The organism is Bradyrhizobium sp. CAR08 (assembly GCF_052871955.1).
In genome coordinates, this window is record NZ_JBIXJX010000043.1 from 1 (window position 1) to 19,103 (window position 19,103).

The 19,103-nt window shown below is 57.8% G+C and carries 11 protein-coding genes and 4 pseudogenes; 8 read left to right on the plus strand and 7 right to left on the minus strand.

Annotation, left to right across the window (positions count from 1 at the left end):
- Nucleotides 1-609: 609 nt before the first annotated feature.
- Nucleotides 610-2,496, minus strand: coding sequence for a hypothetical protein (locus tag ACIPUD_RS39000; protein WP_446482881.1), 1,887 nt, complete (start codon nt 2,494-2,496; stop codon nt 610-612).
- Between the two features lie 1,570 nt (nt 2,497-4,066).
- Between ACIPUD_RS39000 and ACIPUD_RS39005 the strand changes: the two genes are divergently transcribed.
- From ACIPUD_RS39005 to ACIPUD_RS39030, 6 genes and pseudogenes are all read left to right on the plus strand, one after another.
- Nucleotides 4,067-4,486, plus strand: coding sequence for a DUF7694 domain-containing protein (locus tag ACIPUD_RS39005; protein ID WP_035994108.1), 420 nt, complete (start codon nt 4,067-4,069; stop codon nt 4,484-4,486).
- A 506-nt stretch (nt 4,487-4,992) separates the two neighbouring features.
- Nucleotides 4,993-5,788: pseudogene (bioB, locus tag ACIPUD_RS39010) on the plus strand (biotin synthase BioB); the annotation flags it as partial.
- Nucleotides 5,789-5,792: 4 nt separating this feature from the next.
- Nucleotides 5,793-6,147: pseudogene (panD, locus tag ACIPUD_RS39015) on the plus strand (aspartate 1-decarboxylase).
- Nucleotides 6,148-6,222: 75 nt separating this feature from the next.
- Nucleotides 6,223-6,774 carry an aminotransferase class I/II-fold pyridoxal phosphate-dependent enzyme gene (locus ACIPUD_RS39020; protein WP_446482882.1) on the plus strand — a complete coding sequence of 184 codons (552 nt, stop codon included), beginning with the start codon at nt 6,223-6,225 and terminating at the stop codon, nt 6,772-6,774.
- A gap of 127 nt (nt 6,775-6,901) precedes the next feature.
- Nucleotides 6,902-7,412 (plus strand): annotated as a pseudogene (gene bioD, locus ACIPUD_RS39025) (ATP-dependent dethiobiotin synthetase BioD); the annotation flags it as partial.
- Nucleotides 7,409-8,184 (plus strand): annotated as a pseudogene (locus tag ACIPUD_RS39030) (aminotransferase class III-fold pyridoxal phosphate-dependent enzyme). The pseudogenes bioD and ACIPUD_RS39030, both read left to right, overlap by 4 nt.
- Before the next feature lie 251 nt (nt 8,185-8,435).
- Here ACIPUD_RS39030 and nolL read toward each other — a convergent pair.
- The 6 genes from nolL to ACIPUD_RS39060 form a co-directional block, all read right to left on the minus strand.
- The gene (nolL, locus tag ACIPUD_RS39035; protein ID WP_446482883.1) at nt 8,436-9,557 is read right to left on the minus strand and encodes a nodulation factor fucose acetyltransferase NolL; all 1,122 of its coding nucleotides are present in this window, start codon (nt 9,555-9,557) and stop codon (nt 8,436-8,438) included.
- Between the two features lie 1,309 nt (nt 9,558-10,866).
- Nucleotides 10,867-12,129 carry a diaminobutyrate--2-oxoglutarate transaminase gene (ectB, locus tag ACIPUD_RS39040; RefSeq protein ID WP_446482884.1) on the minus strand — a complete coding sequence of 421 codons (1,263 nt, stop codon included), beginning with the start codon at nt 12,127-12,129 and terminating at the stop codon, nt 10,867-10,869.
- 453 nt (nt 12,130-12,582) lie between these two features.
- Complete coding sequence (locus ACIPUD_RS39045) at nt 12,583-12,723, minus strand: hypothetical protein (protein WP_446482885.1); 141 nt, start codon at nt 12,721-12,723, stop codon at nt 12,583-12,585.
- A 60-nt stretch (nt 12,724-12,783) separates the two neighbouring features.
- A complete protein-coding gene (locus ACIPUD_RS39050) occupies nt 12,784-12,987 on the minus strand; it encodes a hypothetical protein (protein ID WP_446482886.1) in 204 nt (67 codons plus the stop codon).
- Nucleotides 12,988-13,244: 257 nt separating this feature from the next.
- On the minus strand, nt 13,245-13,634 hold the full coding sequence (locus ACIPUD_RS39055; protein ID WP_446482887.1) for a response regulator transcription factor: 390 nt from the start codon (nt 13,632-13,634) through the stop codon (nt 13,245-13,247).
- Between the two features lie 84 nt (nt 13,635-13,718).
- Nucleotides 13,719-14,348: a response regulator transcription factor gene (locus ACIPUD_RS39060; protein ID WP_274535539.1), complete on the minus strand. Its 630-nt coding sequence runs from the start codon at nt 14,346-14,348 to the stop codon at nt 13,719-13,721.
- Nucleotides 14,349-15,703: 1,355 nt separating this feature from the next.
- On the opposite strand from ACIPUD_RS39060, the gene ACIPUD_RS39065 reads away from it, so the two are divergent.
- Nucleotides 15,704-16,006, plus strand: coding sequence for a HipA domain-containing protein (locus ACIPUD_RS39065; RefSeq protein WP_446482888.1), 303 nt, complete (start codon nt 15,704-15,706; stop codon nt 16,004-16,006).
- Between the two features lie 510 nt (nt 16,007-16,516).
- The coding region (locus ACIPUD_RS39070; RefSeq protein ID WP_446482889.1) for an ATP-binding protein at nt 16,517-19,103 on the plus strand (2,587 nt) is incomplete at its 3' end.

A 19,103-nucleotide genomic window follows, 5' to 3' on the forward strand; every position in this document is an offset into this window, starting at 1 on the left:
CGCAACGTGCGACCGGCTGCGCAACCCCGACCAGCTCCGCCAATCGCACGTTGTTCACCCCGCGCCAAACGGCGTAACATCCGCCGAGACTCTAATCGCCAATGGATGAAAGTTCAGCGGCAGGTCAAAGCCACTGCACTCTGGAGGCGCTGTTGCCGTCCCAAAAAACACGATGGACGCGGGCTCGGAAGCAATCCGCCAGAAAGGGCTGCGGCGTGAGCGAACACTTGATGCATCTCCGCCGAGAGCGGCGGCGATGACGCCGCCTCCGTGCTCTTCTGGAAACGCCGTTGAACGCAGAGCGCCGAGCATCTGCAGAGATCTGCCGCGGCCGTTCAATGTACCATTCGACATAGTGCCGCTCGTCAAAACCTCGCTACTCACTACGCGTGGATCATTGCCTCGATGGCTGAAAGTACGACGAGAAATCCGCCCCGCTGAACGAGGTTGCGAGCCCATCTCGTCGCCTATCACGATCGCCTCGCGCCTAAAAGTGTGGTGCCGTTGGTCGCGCCGCATGCTCGCGTGATCCTGCATTGAGTTATCGTCCTTTGGAGCAGCGCAGCCCTTCGTGCCTTACGAGCGGTGTGCAGCCGTGTTCCGTTTGCTTCAAAACGCCGCATGACATGGTGTTCGTCGTCGGTCACCTACCGCTGTCCAATTGCCTATAGCCGCAGCGGCTCGATGACAGATCGCCACTTCGGGCCACTTGGCTAACCCATTCGCCAAGTATGCGAACTCTTGCTCGGTGAAACGCGCAGTCACGGTGAGGCGGCGCAGGACTTCCTGGGAGATCACGACTGCGACTTCGCGAGAGGTGACCTCTTTCGGCCAGTGACTGAACGCACGCATGAGCTGAGCAAGCTCCTGCTCGCTAAAATCACAAACCTGGAAAGTGCGGCGAAGAATCTCCTGCGCGATGGCTACCGTCGCATGGCGAGAGATCTCCTCTTGTCGCCATTTGCTGAAGCCGTTGGCGAGGATCGCCAGTGCTCGACGCGTAAAATGAGAAAGCCGGTCGGAACGGCAGGCCCGAGAAAGGACCTCGTGCGCGATCGCAGTCTTAGCTTCGCTCAGCGGAACTTCCGTTGGCCATTTGCTGAAGCCGTTCAACAGAATAGCCAGTCCTTGCTGCGTAAAATCACAGAGCTGACCGGCCCGTCGGGCACGGTAAACGACCTCCCGGGCGAGCGCAGCCGTCGCGTCGCGAAGAGACAGCTGTTGTGGCCACTTGCTGAACCCATTTACGAGGTTCGCCAGGGCCTGTTCAGTAATGCAGGAGACGCCGTCGGCGCGGTCACAGCGGGCGAGCACTTCACCGGCAATTTCAATTGTGGCTTGGCGGCAGCTCGGGTCCTGCCGCCATTTGCTAAAACCGTTCACCAGCACCCCGAGTTCCTGGTAACGAAAATAAGAGAGGCGCTCGGCACCGCGAGCGTGACGGATGACTTGATCCGCGATCGCTACGCTCGCCGCGAGACAGGCAACCTCCGCCGTCCATTTGCTGAAGCCGTTTACCAGACTCGCCAACTCATGGTGATCGACGGAAAGCCCGCGACGAAGGAGTTCTCCTGCAATCTTGGCGGTGGCTTGCCGAGGCGCGAGCTCGCCCGGCCACTTGCTGAACCCGTTTACGAGCTTAGCCAGACGCTGCTGACTGAAATCGGAGAGCTGATCGGAGCGACGGAGAAGTTCGTTGCTGATCGCGATCGCTGCCTTGCGACAACTCGAATCTTCCGGCCGCTTGCTAAAGACGCTGATCAGATTCGCCAGCTGTTCCTGGGTAAAATCGGAGAGTCGATCGCTTCGGCGCACAAGCTCATCTGCGATGATCACAACTGCCGTGTGAAAGCGTTCCTCTCCTGGCCATTTTCCGACGCCGTTCACGAGCATTGATAGATGCCGCGGGGTGAGCGCTGAGAGGCGATCATCCGAACGCGTACGGCAAGAAATCTCAGTCGCGATCCTGAGGGCGGCTTCACGAACCACCGGTTGATCCGGCCACTTGCTGAAGCCGCTTATCAGCAATGATAGGTGCTGGCCGGTTAGGTCCTGGAGCGGCTCGCTCTTGTCGCGGCAAACTTCAGCAATTCTGATCATGCCATCGCGGCAGTCGGAAGACGCAGGATGGCGGCCAAATGAACACGCAAAGAGCGAAAGTGATGTGAAGTCGACTTGCTCCATCTGTGCGTCATTAAGGCGGGAGAGCTGAGCCGCCAGAGCTTTGGAAAGATCGGTACCTGCCTGACCGCCAGACTGCCGGCTGAGCGCATCACATATTGTGGCGTATTTCGATGCTAGCTTGAGGCGGATGTCTTCCTCAAATCGTGGAACAAATGCGATCTTGAACGCAGTCGCGGCCTTTCGCAGGAAGCGTGCGCGATTTGATCTCGTGAGTTGCTTGGAATCGTCGAATAGTGAACCTGAGAATGCGCGCACGTCCTGACAACGGCAAGCGTGGCTGATCGTTGCGAGAAGCTCATCGAGTGTGGCCATCGTTCGATTTGGTGGCTCTGAGTGCTCCGCGCGAACGTGCTGCTCCAAGCGGAGCCGGTCGAGTGAGACTGCTTGTCCAGGGCGCGTCATCTGTCGACCCTTCCCTGGCCAGGATCTCGAACTGAAATCGGATCGCGACATTGCTCACGCAAGCTGACTGGAGTTCGGACAGGTAGCGCTGGCGCCCTCACGCCGTAATGTCTGCTGCACAAGGCAAGTGCGTCCCGTCTGCAAGCCGTCGCTCCCAAGCCATCGGCAGGCGATCGTGGACGCTCGCCCGCAAGAAGACCCTACAATCTGACGCTGCGTCCGATTCAAGCCATTTATGTCGAGAGCCGCGCATTTCGCGCAGAATTCTGCGTGAACGGCCGGTGAAGCCAAATCTCGTCCATCATGCTCCGTTCGCGTGGCCTTTCCAATCGGCCTTCAGTCGAGGGATTGCAGTGAAGCTTACTCGCCGCGCTTACGTCTCTTGCCAGCGGCTTGTCGCATGTCGGACATTAACAAAGCGAGTGGCAGCGCTAACGGCAAATGAGGTGCTTTTGCGAAAGCCAGCCTACGGGATCTTACGTAGGGCCGGTGTCGCATTTTCTTGATCTAAACATTGCATCCTCGTTTGCATGAAGCAGAAAAATCTATTCTCAGACGCCAAACATTGGCGAGGCCGTGCGGAAGCGACCCGACTAAAAGCGGAGTCGATCGAGGACGACACATCTAGATGCAGGCTCCTCAAGGTCGCTGAGGAATATGACAAGCTGGCTCGCCTCGCGGAGGGGCGGAAAAGAAGCGAGCTTGACGGGCAGTTCTGATCGCTACCGGAGCGAACTGTGACTGCGGCCACCGAAGTCTCGCCGTGTTGGAGCTCGAGGCCCTCTAGGGCTGAACTGCGAAACTTCGTCACGCGTTCCCTGGCCGTGGATCCATTGTGACCGGCCACATAGATGACGCATTGACGGTGTCTCAGGCGGTAAGCCGGCTACCGCTCGACATGAAAAGGACTGAGAGGAAAGCCCACCGTCAGATCGTCGCAAGAGCAAAGCCTCTCGTTGGCGAGCTGTCGATACATTGGCATCGCTTTGCATTCTGAAGCCGATGACGTATGTTTGGTGCCAAGCTAGCCGGTTCGCCGGATCATGCCGCGCCAAATGGCCTCCGCCGCCATTGTTGCTCTGAGGCATTTCAGTCGGTTCTGGCATCAAGCACGGTTAGCCCAACGCCATACCTTGCGGACTTGTTTAGGCGAAGGGGCGGCAGCAGCTCCTGCAGGCCCGGCTTGCCGCGACAACCATCGTAGATGTCTGTGCCGATTGTCTGCATAAGGCAAGTTCGCAACAAAGGCACGAATGACGAGAAAATCCAAGGAAAGATCAGATGTCGAAAGATAAACTGCAGGAGAAACTCTCCGCTGGACGATCCGGACAAAGCCGATGTTCGTCTTCCAACTAAGTTCGGTGCAGATGGTCCGCAGTAGTTGGGATTGCCCATGCCGGCGCGGCGGCCGGTCGATGTATGAGTCGGACAACACGAGTGGTGCCGGATTTGACCCTATCGGTCAAAAGAGGGAGGAGGTGTGAGGAAGCAAATTGTAGAAAGGCTCGAAGCGGGACGCGTGCGCGATGGCCAGTTCGCCACCGCACCCGGATCTGGTCCTTCCGGTCTCTTCTTCGTGCAGGGGCCTTGTGGCTGCCAGCTCAAGATCATCGGCTTCGTTCGTCCGGGATGGGAGCATGTCTCTGTGTCGACGCCACGGCGATCTCCAAATTGGGAGGAGATGTGTCTCGCCAAAGATCTGTTTTGGCATCAGGAGGAATGCGTGATGCAGCTGCATCCTCCTCAGTCACAGTATGTGAACAACAGTCGCTATTGCCTGCATCTCTGGAGGCCGACCCGTCAGGTCATTCCGATGCCTCCGTCAGCCTTCGTGGGCATCGTCGGGCTGGGGCCGTCTGATGCGGCAATTCTGTTTGCGCAGATGAGTGCCATGTCTTAACGGATCCGGCCGCATCGATGCCAAGTCGAGCGGCGGCACGTAATCGAGAGCGCAGTGGCGCTGGAGCCTAGGCGGCCACAGGCCCGCCATGGGCCCGCGGGTACCACTCTGCGCACCAAAGGCCGCTGCGCTTCTCAAAACGGCAAGGCACGCCACAGAATCGGCTCGTCTATTGTACGCAATGTGACGCGCATAACAACGCCAGCGAGGAATCGGCCAGGTGACGAATTAGAGCGGATCGGTCGATCCGGTACACATTGCGGGCGGCCAAATCCTCGCATCAGTAAAGGACCTACGGGGCGCAACTACGTACGCATCGGCTAGTGACCTGGGTGAGGCGTCGGGCAGCGTTGTTGCGCGTGCCTCGATGCTGCGATGAAATCCTGGAAGGCGGGCTGGCTATTAGCCTGATATGCGCGCGAGGCCCGCGCAACTCGGCGATATTTCTCCTCCAATAGCGGGCAAGAGTGTAGTTTCCGGAGCTGCGCATGTGAGTGTTTGTATCCACTGGACTGAAGGCGGCTCGCTTGATGGATCGGTCTGACGTGGTCGCCGCCGCGCAACCGGGCCAAGGCCGCCGGGGCGACCCGCTTCTGCGTGGCCGCGCCTGGCGCAATCCAAAGGACCCGACCTCGATCAGGTCTGCGATATGATTGCCGCCGTTAAAGATTGTGGCATGGAGACGTGCGTAATGCTCGGCATGCTCACGCCAAAGCACGCCGCACGGCTCGCCGACGCCGGCCCCGATTTCTACAATCACACGTGGACACCTCGCCTGAGTTCTACCGCAGCATCATCACGACCCGGACCTTGCAAGAGCGAGTCGACACTCTTACGCCCGTGCGCCAGGCGGGCATCAAAATCAGCTGCGGCGGAATTATTGCCATCGGTGACGACGCCGAGGACCGTTTCGGCATGCTGCTACTGCTCGCCAATCTTCCGAACCATCCGGAAAGCATCCGGATCAAGCTCTGGAACGAGGTGAATGGCGTGCCGGTGAGGTTCACGGCGGAGCGTCCGGATCCGATTGCACTGGTGCGCCTGGTGGCGACCGCGCGGAGCATGATGCCCAACGGCGTCATACGGTTGGCCGCCGGGCGTCAGTACATGACTGATGAACTCCAGGCCCTATGCGTCTTGGCCGGTGCGAATTCCACCTTTGTCGGCGATGTGTTGCTGACGACCAAAAATCCGCAAGTTGACCGGGATGCAAGTGTGCTAGCCCGGCTCGGTACTATGTCTGACCCGCTTAAGTCATCCAGAACAATGGGCGTGCCGCGCGCAAGCCATCAGCGTAGGTAAAGAAATGCAGATTGTCCTGATGAAGGGAACGATATCATTGCGCCTCGGTCACTGAATCCGACCTGCACTATGAAGGCTCGATCTCGATTGATCGCGCGCTGCTGGACGCGACCGGTATCCGATTAAACGTTCGCGTCGAACTGTACAACCTCGAGACGGGAACACGCTTTGCAACGTTTGTGACAGAAGCGCCACAAGGGTCCGGCACCGTAGACGTAAACGGTGCGGCGGCGCGACTGGCGATGCCGGCAGATAAGATAAGTATCGTTGCATACGCGTCACTTGACGAGGAGGATGCGAGCATCGTCAGGCCGCGCATTGTGCCGGTTGATCGAGAAAATCCCATCCTGCAAGTTTGAACCCAACAAGCCAACGCGGGAAGACCCTGTCCTGCCAGTTGGAGTTTTGCGGCGTCGATCGTTGCTCAGCGAGTGATGAATGAATTCCGTCATTGCGGGTATGTTGCTGTGCTGACAAGGCTGTCGCAACAAGACGACCTGCTCGTCCTTGATTCGCTGGTTCACGCCAGTATTCATGAAGGAGCGCGAACGGGCCGAGCAGCGTTTCGAATCAGTGCCCATAACAATCCGCAGGCTATCGAAAGCGCAATTTGCGACTGGCGCCCCGCCGCAGGAGCCGGGCGGGTCTGGATCGTAGTCGAGAGCCTCTACAGCATGCATGGCGAAGTCGCCCCGCTTGGAGACCTGCTCGGGATCGCGCACCTGCACGATTCGTTCATGGTTGTCGACGAAGCTCATGCAACGGGCGTTTACGGCGAGCAAGGGCGAGGGCTCACGGCGGCCTATGAAGGACGCGAGAATCTCCTCGTTGTTCATACCTGCGGTAAGGCGCTGGGAGCTTCCGGCGCGCTTGTCACCGCCTCTGGCGTGCTGCGCACGATCAATCGCTGTCGCCCGTTCATCTTCGCGACCGCTCGGTCGCTGTTGATCGCGGTGGCCGTGCGGGAGTCTCTGTTGATCCTGTAGGAGGAGTTGGAGCGAAGAACGGCTGACGAAGCTGGTCGCGTTCACGCATCGGGAGATGGCTGTGCGAGGCGAGAGAGGTCCTGCGAATTCGCAGATCCTGCCCCATATCGTTGGCGAGAATCGTTTTGAAGGGGAGACCGATAGCCAGCTGGTCGCACGGCTGAGCGGTCTTCCGGCCGATCGGATCGTTCCGGAGCGTTACCGCCTTAAAATACCCGCTTCCCCGCATCATTCGGCCGAGATAGACGGAATTCGCATCGACCCCGGATTCGCTCACCGGGCCGCAGGCCGGGGAGCGACCGCTCGTCATCGAAGGCGCCGGCGGGCTGATGGTGCCGCTGAACCGTAGCCCACTCTACATCGACATCTTCGAGGGGTGGCGGCTTCCCGTCGTGCTCCGCGCCCGCACGCTACCCATCAATCACTCCCTGCTGCCGATTGAGGCATTGCGAAAGCGCCAGATCGACATTCTTGGGATCGCATTATCGGGGGAAAGAAATGCTGAAACTGAAAGCGCAATTTGTAACATCGCGCGGGTGCGTTGGTTAGGCCGGCTGCCCTGGATTTCTCCTCTAACGGCAGACAGCCTACGGGTCGTCTTCAAAGACTCGCTCATTTCCAGCGACTTCCAGCCATGAAGCCAAACAACCGGTGGCCAATCTGGCATCCATTCGCGCAGCATGCGCTTCGCAAGAGATGACCAAGGTTGTGCGTAGCGACGGTGCTTATCTCCACACTGCGGATGATCATCGAATCATAGATGCAGTCGCATCCTGGTGGGGTCGTCACTCACGGCCATTGCCATCCGCAGATCGTGAGCGCGATTCACGAGCAGGCCGGCAAATTGAAGCGAGTCATTTTCGCCGGCTACACGCATGATCCGGCCGAGGAGGTCGCTCGGCTCCTTTTGAAACTCGTACCCCAAGGCTTGGACCATGTGTCCTACTCGGACAGTGGCTCAGCCGCTTGAAGTCGCCCTTGAACATAGGGATTTTCGATGCTCATTACTCGAAAGACCGTACACGCACATTCCTTCGCTCGAGTTCGTCCACAGCAAATCCGCTGGCCTGTGCCGCCGCCAAGGCTAACCTGGAACTGTGGAAAGACAAGTCAGACGCATTGCTGCGCTCGCAACCATGCAAGAGCAGGCAATTGAACCATTCCGCGGCGATCCGCGCTTTGCAAACGTTCGCCGTAGCGGCACCGTCACAGTGCACTCGATCTGAAGACGAAGGATACTGGCCATTCGCAGGCGTCGGCCCGAAGCTTCACGCCTTCTTTAAAGTGCGCAATCTCTTGCTGCGCCCACTCGGTAATACGATCTATGTGATGCCGCCATATTGTGCAACACCAGGAGACCTGCACGAAATATATGCGGGCGTCTATGACGCTGCCGATGCGCTGGCCTGAAGACGCGTGCGGCTCCGCAAGACTAGGGAGTCTGAGTTGTCGTCGGCTTCCGGAACGAGTTGAGAGTGAGTGCCTTGCCATAAGGTGCCGAAATGGACGATGGTCACTCGCATGTTAGGTTACTCTATGCCGACCGGCTCGGCCGGTGGACGCCGACGCCGCCCGATCGGGCTTCGAACCCTATTCCGGCGGCAGCACAAGGCGATGCGATCGCAACAGCCTGCCGTACTCGGACGATCAAATGCATACAGCTAGTTCATTGCGGGTTTGGCTCGCGGGAGACCTGACCGCGGTGGCATTCCAAGGACGAGCTGAGACAGATATGGAACGCCGCGAACAGTCGAGCGGACCACTAGCGCGATCGCAACAATTGCGGCCCCGAGCAGACCCGCGATGATCAACCGGGTCGTAAGATCCCAAAGTTCTCCGAGCTGTATGAAATCCATTAGACGGAACACGGTACCCTGGACAAGGTAGAGCAGCAGCGTGGTCTGGCCCAACTCCATAGCTATAAAGCGGGCGATTCGGGTTGAGTGACTAAAGCGCCAGCATTGCAGCAAGAGTTCGATGGCGATTGCTGAGGCAGCTGCAGCGCCAACAAACATCAGAAGCACGTCTTTGGCCGACCGAAAATCGTGAATCAGTCCAAGATTATTGTAGACATAAGTGTCCTTGCCCCAGGCTAGAAAACATACGCAAGTCAAGACCGAGAGAAATAAAATCAAGAGCGGCTTGTGACATCGCGATGTAGTCGTCCATCGTTCGTTCGATTGAGCAAACAAGAATCCCAAGCAGAAGAACGGGTAAGTGAACCTGATCAAGGGTGATATGGAGAACGTCAGAGGAGCGAGTGCAATCAGTATCGCTGAGCCAGATATGACCAACGATCGGTGGCTCAGCCTGGTGAGTATCTTGATGAGAAGGTAAGAAACAAACGTGGCCCAGATGAACCAGTATGTGCCAGCAAGATCGTTTACAAATTCCAAAAGTCCAGTAGTTAGGCTGGTCGCGCGCCACAATGCCGCTGACTTAGCGGTCTCCATGAGCGCCCACCAAAACAGCATGGGCAGTAAGAGCTGCGTCGCACGGGCGATGGCGGCCTGAGTGAACGACTTCTGCAGCAACGATCGAGAAGAAAGATAGCCGCTTATGGCCATAAAGAGTGGCATGTGAAACATATAGATTGCTTTGTAGTACGGCGAATACCAAAAGCCGCCGTCTCGATAGATGACATACTGGATCAGGTGCCCAACGATTACCAAGACAATGAGCGCACCTTTCGCGAAATCTAAGCTCAGATCTCGATCGCTTGCCCCGGTCGTGCGCGAGCTCGGGGCCATTATTCCAGTCACCCGTTGCAACCTATCAAACATCTGGATATCTGTTGTTGATGAGCCGAAGGCCCGTTGTCCGCTTCTTCTGCCTCATTTTTGGTTCAGACGAAAGGTGATGGTGGGAGTTTTCGGAAGGGCAATAAACTCAACTGGTTAGGCCTTGAGGAACTAGCCGTGGGCCGAGCGTCTCTGTACGCCTCAGCAAACTGTGCGGCAGAGAGCCGATATTTGGTTTGAGATGCTGGGCTAGCAGTGCGGGCACGGCATACTAGTTGCAGACGCGGCTCTGGGAGGAAGACTGTCGCACTCAGTCTCCCACTCAGCCCGACGCATCTCGGACCCGGCAGATGCGTCGGGCTTCTTCGGTTCGCCCAGCATAGTCGACATTTGGTCCCGTCGACGCCGGGGTGATCAAGCTAACGGGGCGTCCGATAGCTGAACTCGATCACGCCAACTTGGGGCTATGGCATCGGGCTGCGGAGCACACGGATATCGGTGCTCCGAGTTGTGGAGCAAAAGCCGAGGACCAACGCTTTTTGAATTGAGCTGCTCGTTCGGCTTCGTGCAACTCACGCCTGAACCGCGCTTGCCGTGACGACTTTTGTCGAAAGCCGCCGCCGCAGTGATTGCTGCCGCATTTATAGTGTAAACGGCTCGGCTGGATTGCAGCTGCGGAATGTCTACGGTCCTGACAAAGTCCGCACCCGTGTGATGGACACGTGCTCATCAAGGCCAGGCGTGAAACGGGCTGCGCGTGTGGAGTACCATCTCTAGCTGAAGCTCGTCGCTTATGTGCATCCGGGGGAGGCCTGGTTGATCGTACTTGGGCGGATGACCAACTGCGTTCGAGCAACATGACCTAATGCTCCAAGGAGGCCAGATCTAACGCAGGAGTGCGTGAAAGAGCACGGTCAGATGCGCGTGCGCGACGTCGCCAGGCAGGCTTCTCGATCAATATCAGCTGAGCTTGGCCTGGGGATGAGGCGGTAGATCGCAGCGGCGGGCGGACTCTCCTCACTTGTGGTCTGGCTTAGATGCGATCGTCATTCAATAACTCTTCGCGCAGCACTTTGAAGGCCTACTACACCATTCGACTCCGCTCCGCCAACGAGGTCGCCTTCGGCGGACCTAGGGGGCTCCACACTCGCGTGTTGCGGACCAAGCAGGGAGCAAGGCGTTCTTCGCGCACCAGGGACTCAGCGGATCACAAACAGCGCTGGCGTTCAGGCGTTAGCTCCACATTATTGCCTCACAACCCCTGACCGTTTCGGCGCGAAGCAAGGACCCACGCCAGTGTCGTTGGCGGCGGTGCTGTCGCTAGGACCAGTGTCTCTCGTGTGCCGGCAAGTTAGCTTGGTCGGGCCAACTTCAAGGTTTCAGTCAATGACTCCTCGAATATATCGAGCCCTTGTCCCAACGTTTCTTCGGCGATCGTAAGTGCAGGCAGGAACTTGACAACCTGATCCGTCGGTCCGCATCGCTCTATAATCAATCCCTTCACAAATGCTCTCCGTGACGTCGCCTCTGCGATCTCGCTCGTTTTGCAATCGAAGCCGCATACCATGCCGCGTCCACGAACGGCAAACTCGTTTCCGTGCTGATGCGCGATAGCATCGAGTCGACGCCGCATAAATGCACCCAAGCGTTGGATCTGTTGCGAGAACGTCTGGTTGCGCCAATACAGATCCAATGCCGCCTTGCCAGAAACGAGTGCAAGGTTGTTTCCGCGAAATGTTCCCGTGTGCTCGCCTGGTTCCCATGCGTCGATCGCTTCCTTGATCAAGAGCATCGACAATGGCAAGCCGTAACCACTCAGCGATTTCGACATCACAACAATGTCTGGCGACAATGCAGCGAACTCGAAGCTGAAGAACTCACCTGTGCGACCACAGCCCATTTGGATATCGTCAACTATGAAAATAGCTCCGACCTCTTTTGCCAAAGCCTGCATCGACTGCAGCCATTTCTTACCGGCGACGTTAATGCCTCCCTCTCCTTGCACGGTTTCGACGAGAATGGCGGCTGGAAGATCAGTACCACTGCTCTCGTCCATTAACACCTTTCGCACGTAATCCGCCGGACTGTACGAGGAGCCAAGATACCCATCATAGGGCATGAAAGTTGTGCCCGATAAGGGAATCCCGCTGGCTTTGCGGTAAAAGCGGTTACCGCTCGCGGCTGTGGCTCCCAAGCTTTGGCCGTGATATCCGTTCGTGAAAGAAATGACGTTGTGACGCCCTGTGATTTTACGCGAGAGCTTTAGAGCTGCTTCAACGGCATTAGCTCCTGTAGGCCCGGTGAATTGAAAGCGGTAGGAAAGATTCCGTTCTCGAAGAATAACAGAGCTAAAGGTCTCCATGAATTCGACTCTTGCTGGAGTGGCCATGTCCAAGCCGTGGACGACCCCGTCCGACTCCAGATAGTCGCTGATTGCTGCTTTGATCTGCTGATTGTTGTGGCCATAGTTTAGCGCTCCAGCGCCAGACAGAAAGTCAATGACCTTTCGGCCGCCCTCTGTGAACATAATTGAACCGCGCGCCCCATTGAAGACAGCAGGAAAGGAACGTGAGTACGCGCGCACATTGGACTCTAGCGTTTCAATTGTCTTCATTCGGCGCCCCTGTGTACTCCAACCATGCGGTCGTCGCGTCGACCAGACAATCTGCCCGATGAAACAACGCGGGCCAACATCGTGCAGGACTGGCAGGCCATGACCGCGGGTTCCGCGCCTCTCGGCATCGTTTGGGTTGCGCGTAGCGCATCTGAAAATCAGCTCCAACGGGTTACCTGAGAACCAGGCGGAACAAAGCTACCATCTCTAGTAGCTTCGTCCCATCCAGCGACGGCTCCCGTGTTAAGTCATCTTTCGCGAACAGGTTTACCTAGCCGCGCGCGAAGACGTTGCGCATGCGTGCCTTACCTTCCGTCAGGATAAATAGATAAATCGTGGAAAGGAGGGAGGATGTGATCCGAAAAGTTCATCTGACTCGGAAAGATCCGACGCCCTCCGGGCAAACATGGACCGCGAGCCGGAAGCGACATGCTCAGGTCACGGTCTCAGGGATTAGAAGGACACACCCGCCGCCCGACCGGTTTTGGCCTTGCGCTTGGTCGACACAATCTCCGGGGAGTCGTCGGCGTGGATGCGTTCGGCAGCAAAGGCATGGCTTGAGATCGAATCTGCCAGCGGCACTTGTGTTGCCATTCCAGCGGATGCGTAAGCTTCCGGTGCTTCAGCCGAAGAGTTGCTGGGATCGAACCGAATTTAGCGGATCTGGCGGTGCAAAACGTTCGATCCGCCAACATTCGATCTGCCAACACACGTCTTTGCGGCTTCTCGGAATTCCGCAGCGAACGTGTTGACAAACTCCGTGATGTTGGCCGCGATCGCCGCCTCCTTGTCCCCCAAACTCGGCGGCCGGGCCCATGGCACTTTCGCGCCGAACTCAGCAATGGTTGTCGCACTCAAGATCGCACGCTCCTGGGTTAACGCGACGAGCGCTTCGGCCTCGTCGGATTACGCGATCATACGAGAGGCATGTTATCAGGAGCCCTCCGTAGCAAGTGCTTCAACAGACGCCGAAAGTGCGACAACAGCGACAGGAGTGCGGCTACATGGAAAGGTGATGGTCGCCACTGCCACGGGGTAAGCACGAGCAATTGCGCGTTGATCGACATCGTGAGCGCTGCGCGGGCGCGGCTTGGTCCAGATTGCTTGCTCGGCTTTCAGGCGTCTGTTTCGGGACGGTTCTCGCGGAGTACTTCATCGACGCAGGCCATCAAGTCCAGAGCGGGAAACGGTTTAGCGAAAAAGCCGGTCACGCCGGCGCTCAAAGCGCGGGCTCGCGTGCGATCATCCGCGAAGGCAGTAACCAAAATGAATGGCGCAGCGTGGCCTTGGGCCCGCATCTGTTCTAAAAGTTCAAAGCCGCTCATCGTGGGCATCTGCACGTCTGCAATTACACAGGACGTGCCGTTCAATTGAGATGACTCCAGGAATTCCTCAGCCGAAGCAAACGTATGAACGATGTGGCCCTGTGACTTCAAGAGGTTGTCCAGCGCGAGACGAATTGAAGGATCGTCGTCGACAACGGAAATAATGTTAGACAAGACCACCCGTCCTGGTTGGGCGAAGGCACTGGCCGAAGCATGGCGGCCAGCTGAAGAGTGCGCGTGTACGACGAAATTGTAAAATCATACTTAGGTTTGTACTCTGAAACGGTCGGTCCCAATTCCCAGCCTCTCCGTCATTCTAATCAAATCGGCTAGTGATCGAGCACCCATTTTCTTCATCACATGCCCCCGGTAGATTTTGACTGTAATCTCGGCAAGCCCGAGTTCCGCGGCTACCTGTTTGTTCAAGAGGCCGGTGGCGACCAGTCTCAAGACATCCTGCTCTCGTGGACTTAGAGCCTCGAACAAGGACTGCAGCTTCGTGACGACCTTGTCTATACCTCGTCTCTTGCGATCCTGTTCGATCGCTGCGACCACTCCATCGAGCAGTTCCTGATCGCGAAACGGCTTGCCGAGAAAATCGATTGCTCCATTCTTCATCGCTTTGACGGTCATCGGAATATCGCCATGAGCGGTGATGAAAATAATGGGAATGCGAACCTTCAGTTTGGCTAATTCACGCTGGAGCTCAAGTCCGCTCAATCCCGGCAGTCTGATGTCAAGCACGAGGCAGCTGGGAACATCAGGAAGCTCGCTCTGGAGCAGTTCCTGGGCCGATCCGAAAGCAACAACGTCTAGACCGATGGAACGAAACAGGTTTACGAGCGATTCGCGCATTGAGAGGTCGTCGTCGACGACCAACACGCTCGGTCTCACCTCCGGCCCTTCGACAGTTGCGGCTTGCTTCCGCGGTTCTGAGCGCTTGGTCACGATAAGAGCCTCACTGTTAATGTGGTAGAAGTTTCGTATTTAAACAATCAAAGGTTGTTCGTGGCGGCCTTCCCAGGAGCTTTCGCGCAGTGCAAATCTGTAAGATCGTCCAAGGTATGCGAACGGCCAGCCGTTTGCGTGCCTTAGACATTATCAGGAAAGTCTAACAAAAAGCGCCCGAGTGGTCGAGAACTGGCTTCCCATCGTCCGCCGTCCCGTTGGGGCGGCCCGGCGGCATTGATCAAATCAACCAGCAGCCGCTGGAGCAGCACCGAATCCACAAGTTGAGGCGCTCGCTCTAGCTGGCGGCGGTGCCGCTTGGCCTGCCCGTTCAGGCTGCATGAGGCGTCCGCGGACACCCGTTATGCGGTCGGATTAGAATGCCCGGCGCCTTGGTAGTTGCACGTGGGGGCGCGAGCTGAGCGAATTGGCGCGAATGTGTCTGTGGATGCGCCGATCCCGCCGGCGTTGAGATCGGCATGCCGCGTAGACTATCGCACCCGCGATAAGGAAAATGGAAATCAGAACGAGTAGCAGCGGCATCAGCACATGAACTCTTTTTTTGCGTCGTCAGAGCGCCTGTGAGTTGCGTCTTTAGCGAGCTTGGGAAAACACCTTGCATCGGTTTCGTACAACCTGACGCAAGGTGCGATTCAAGTCCTTTCGGTCGTGCTTTGTAGGAAATGTAATCATCTCGAGCTGCGGGGGCGCCCACGTTCGTGCGCCCTGCCGATTGCTTCGCTGCTCGGTATCCGAAGATGAGGTGTGTAATCCAAATGGAGAGGGCGCATTCGCGGGATTGGCGGGCACCATAGGTGCGTATCGAGCACGCTGATTCGAAGCTTAGCTCCTTGATGCCGCAGTATAGGGCTGAAACTGGCTCGAGCGGTCCGCTTTGGAGCAGCCGCCAGCCGCCCATTAGCTCATCAATCTTCCGACGCAAGTCATTAAGGCGGCCCGGCGCACTCCTTTGGGTTTGCCCCACATCGCAAGTACATCCGTGGTCATGGTGTCTCAGATGATGTGACCGCGTGGCAAAACTGAGACTCGTTTAGCAGCCAAAGTAGATGGTGAGTCCCTGCTACTTCTACTTCACACAGGACGGGAAAGGCTTGAATCGTACGTCGGGTCACGTTGCCGGACGGCATCGAACCCGGCGCTGCCGGGGCTGTTGACGGCAGACCCGTTGACGACGAGGAAATCGCCCGGCTTCCCGGCGACCTTGCATCGGCTCCCCTTGAGCTTGGTGAGGACGAGGACTTTCGGATCTCGATCGCCGGAGCCCAGGAAAGACCGCGCTCTTGTTCTGGAAAGGGCGTTGGTACAAGCCGCTGCCGACTACAGCCACGACGCACATATTCAAACCGCAGATTGGCCGACTGCCGAACGGCCTCAATCTTTCCTACAGCGTCGAGAATGAGTTCTTCTGCCTCAAGCTGACATCAGCTCTCGGACTTCCGAGCGCCGCCATCGCAATCGAGGAGTTTGAAGGCAACCGTGTGCTCGTGGTTGAGAGGTTCGATCGCCGCTGGACCGGCGACTACCGTCCCCTACATTTGCCTCAAGAGGATTGCTGCCAGGCTTTGTCCGTACCGCCGCCTTGAAATACGAATCAGAGGGCGGCCCAGTATTCCAGCTATCTTTAACCTGCCAAAGGGAAGAGATGAAGCGGAAGCAGATCAAAGGACGTTTTCGTGGCAACCCAGCGGCACCACGCAGTTCGGGCGCTCCAGCCGGGCGAGTTGTTCCTCTTCAAAGTAGACGTGGCAAACAACTTCATTTCTAGTGGCGGCATTTTCGGCCACACGTCAATCGAGCCGCTGTCCTTGGCGTGGGAAGCCTTCGGCTTGAGTCGCTCTATCGCGAAGGACTCCTTCCGCGCCGGCGCGCTGCGTAGTCCGGAGCCGCCGCCCGGGGCTCGAGCTGTGCGCAGGGCTGCGCTCGATCGACACGATCGGGCTCTAACATACAGTGTGCGTCCGTTATATTGTGCTTGCTGCGGACTCTGTTTGGCGGCCATGATCCGGACCCTGCAGCGAATTTTGCGAAGTTCCTTCACAAGGGCGCCTCTTATGTGTCAGATTTGGCGCGCGTCTTCTTAGCCGGTCAGGCAAATGCCGCAGGACCCTCTCAGTCGGACTTTGTTCGGCTCAAATCTTGACAGCGACCTCCAGCCCCTGTGGGAGGACGGTGATCGCGCGTTCTGCCGCGCGTGGCGCCAGCTAATCCATGGCAGCAGAGCTGTCGTGCTTGTCGTCCGGCCGATCACGGAACACCCAGCGACGCTCGACCGTCTCGTCCACGAGTGTGAGCTGAGGGAGGAGCTAGACGAGGCATGGGCGGTGCGGCCGTTGGAACTTATCCGGGAATCCGGGCGTACCATGCTGGTCCTGGAGGATCCATGCGGCGAGCCGCTGCTAAACTTAGTTGGAGCCTGCATGGAGCCCCAGCGCTTCCTGCGCCTCGCTATTGGTATCACGACGGCCGTGGGCAAGCTTCACCGGCACGGCTTGATCCACAAGGACCTGAAACCCGCTCACATTCTGGTCAATTGCCCGGACGAACAGGTGCGGCTCACTGGGTTTGGTCTGGCTTCCCGTCTTTACCGCGAGCGGGTGCCGCTTGAGCCTGCCGAGTTCATCGCCGGCTCGCTGCCCTACATGGCGCCCGAGCAGACCGGACGAATGAATCGCTCAGTCGACTCTCGCAGTGATCTCTATTCACTTGGCGTGATATTCTACCAGATGCTGACCGGCGCGCTGCCGTTCACGGGCTCAGACCCGTTGGAGTGGATTCATTGTCATATTGCAAGAAAAGCAACACCGCCTCTCGAGAAATCGCAAAATGTCCCGGAGCCAATCTCTCACATTGTGATGAAACTCCTCGCGAAAACCGCCGAGGAACGCTACCAGGCTGCCGCTGGCCTTGAACACGATCTGCAACACTGTCTGGCAGCATGGGCCAACCACGGTCGCATCGAGCCTTTTGAGCTTGGCGCAGACGACACACCTGATCGGTTGATCATCCCCGAGAAGCTCTATGGCAGAGCCCGCGAGATCGAGACCTTGCTTGGCTCTTTCGATCGCGCGGTGAAGAGCGGCGCGCCGAGGTTGGTGCTGGTTGCCGGTTATTCCGGCATCGGTAAGTCTTCGCTTGTCCAGGAGCTACACAAAGTACTCGTGCCCTCGCGCGGGCTCTTAGCATCAGGCAAATTCGACCAAGTGAAGCGCGATGTGCCATATGCGACACTAGTGCAGACCTTTCAGAGCTTTGTGCGTCCTCTTCTCAGCAAAAGTGAGGGCGAACTCGCGACTTGGCGGCAGGCGTTCCGGGAGGCGCTCGGTGGGAATGGACGGCTGATGGTCGAATTGATCCCCGATTTGAGCCTTGTTATCGGCGAGCAGCCCGCGGTTGCTGAGCTTCCAGCCCGTCAAGCGCAAATCCGTTTCCAGCTCGTGTTTCGTCGCTTTATTGGCGTGTTCGCCCGGCGAACCCATCCATTGGTGCTCTTCCTCGATGATTTGCAGTGGTATGACGCCGCAACACTCGACCTGATCGAGGATCTGCTGACCCAGCCGGATCTGCACCTGCTGCTTATTGGAGCTTACCGCAGCAACGAAGTTGATGCAGATCATCCGCTCAAACGCAAGCTCGAGTCCATCGGGAGAGCCGGCCTAAATCTACAGGAGATCACGCTATCGCCGCTCAGCTCAGACGACGTCGGGCAGTTGGTCGCGGATACCCTTCGCTGCGGACCAAAACGCGCTGCCCCGCTTGCGAAGTTGGTGCATCAGAAGACGATGGGCAATCCGTTCTTCGCCGTTCAATTCTTGTCTGAACTAGCCGGAGAGCAGCTGTTGACGTTCGATCACGTGTCGGCGCGCTGGCGTTGGGATCTGCAGCGAATTCACGCAAAAGCGTACACCGAGAACGTCGTCGATCTGATGCTCGGCAAGCTCATCCGGCTGCCCAAGGAAACGCAGGAGGCGCTGCAACAGCTGGCCTGTTTCGGCAACATCGCCGGGACGGCGGAGCTTGCGATTGTGCTCGAAATTTCAGAGGAGCAGGTGCACGCGACGCTGTGGCCGGCAGTCCGGCAGGAACTGATCGTGCGGCATGGGACAGCCTACCGTTTTGTCCACGATCGCGTTCAAGAGGCGGCCTACTTGCTGATGCCGGAATCCTCGCGCGCTCCTTCCCATCTGCGGATCGGTCGGATGCTCGCGGCACACATCCCTGCGCACAAACGCGAAGAGGCCATCTTCGACATTGTCAGTCAGCTCAATCGAGGCGTCGCGCTCATCGCTTCCGGTCAGGAGCGAGAGCAGCTCGCCGAGTTGAACTTCATCGCAGGGCAGCGTGCCAGGGCGTCGGCGGCCTACGCCTCGGCGCTCACATATTTCACCGTCGGTGCTGCGCTGCTTGCGCCCAATTCTTGGCAAAGGCGCCGCGAGCTCGCGTTCGCACTCGAGACCAGCCGGGCCGAATGCGAACTCTTGGTAGGCCAGCTGGAGATTGCAGAGCGTCTCTTGTCCGCACTGTCGAAGCGAGCTTTGAACGGGCCACAACGAGCAACGGTCGCATGTTTGCGGGTCGATCTTTACTTGACGCTAGGTCAGCACGGCCGGGCAGTGCTCATAGGTCTCGAATATCTTCGCGACGTCGGGATCGAGTGGTCGCAGCGTCCGACGGACCAGGAAA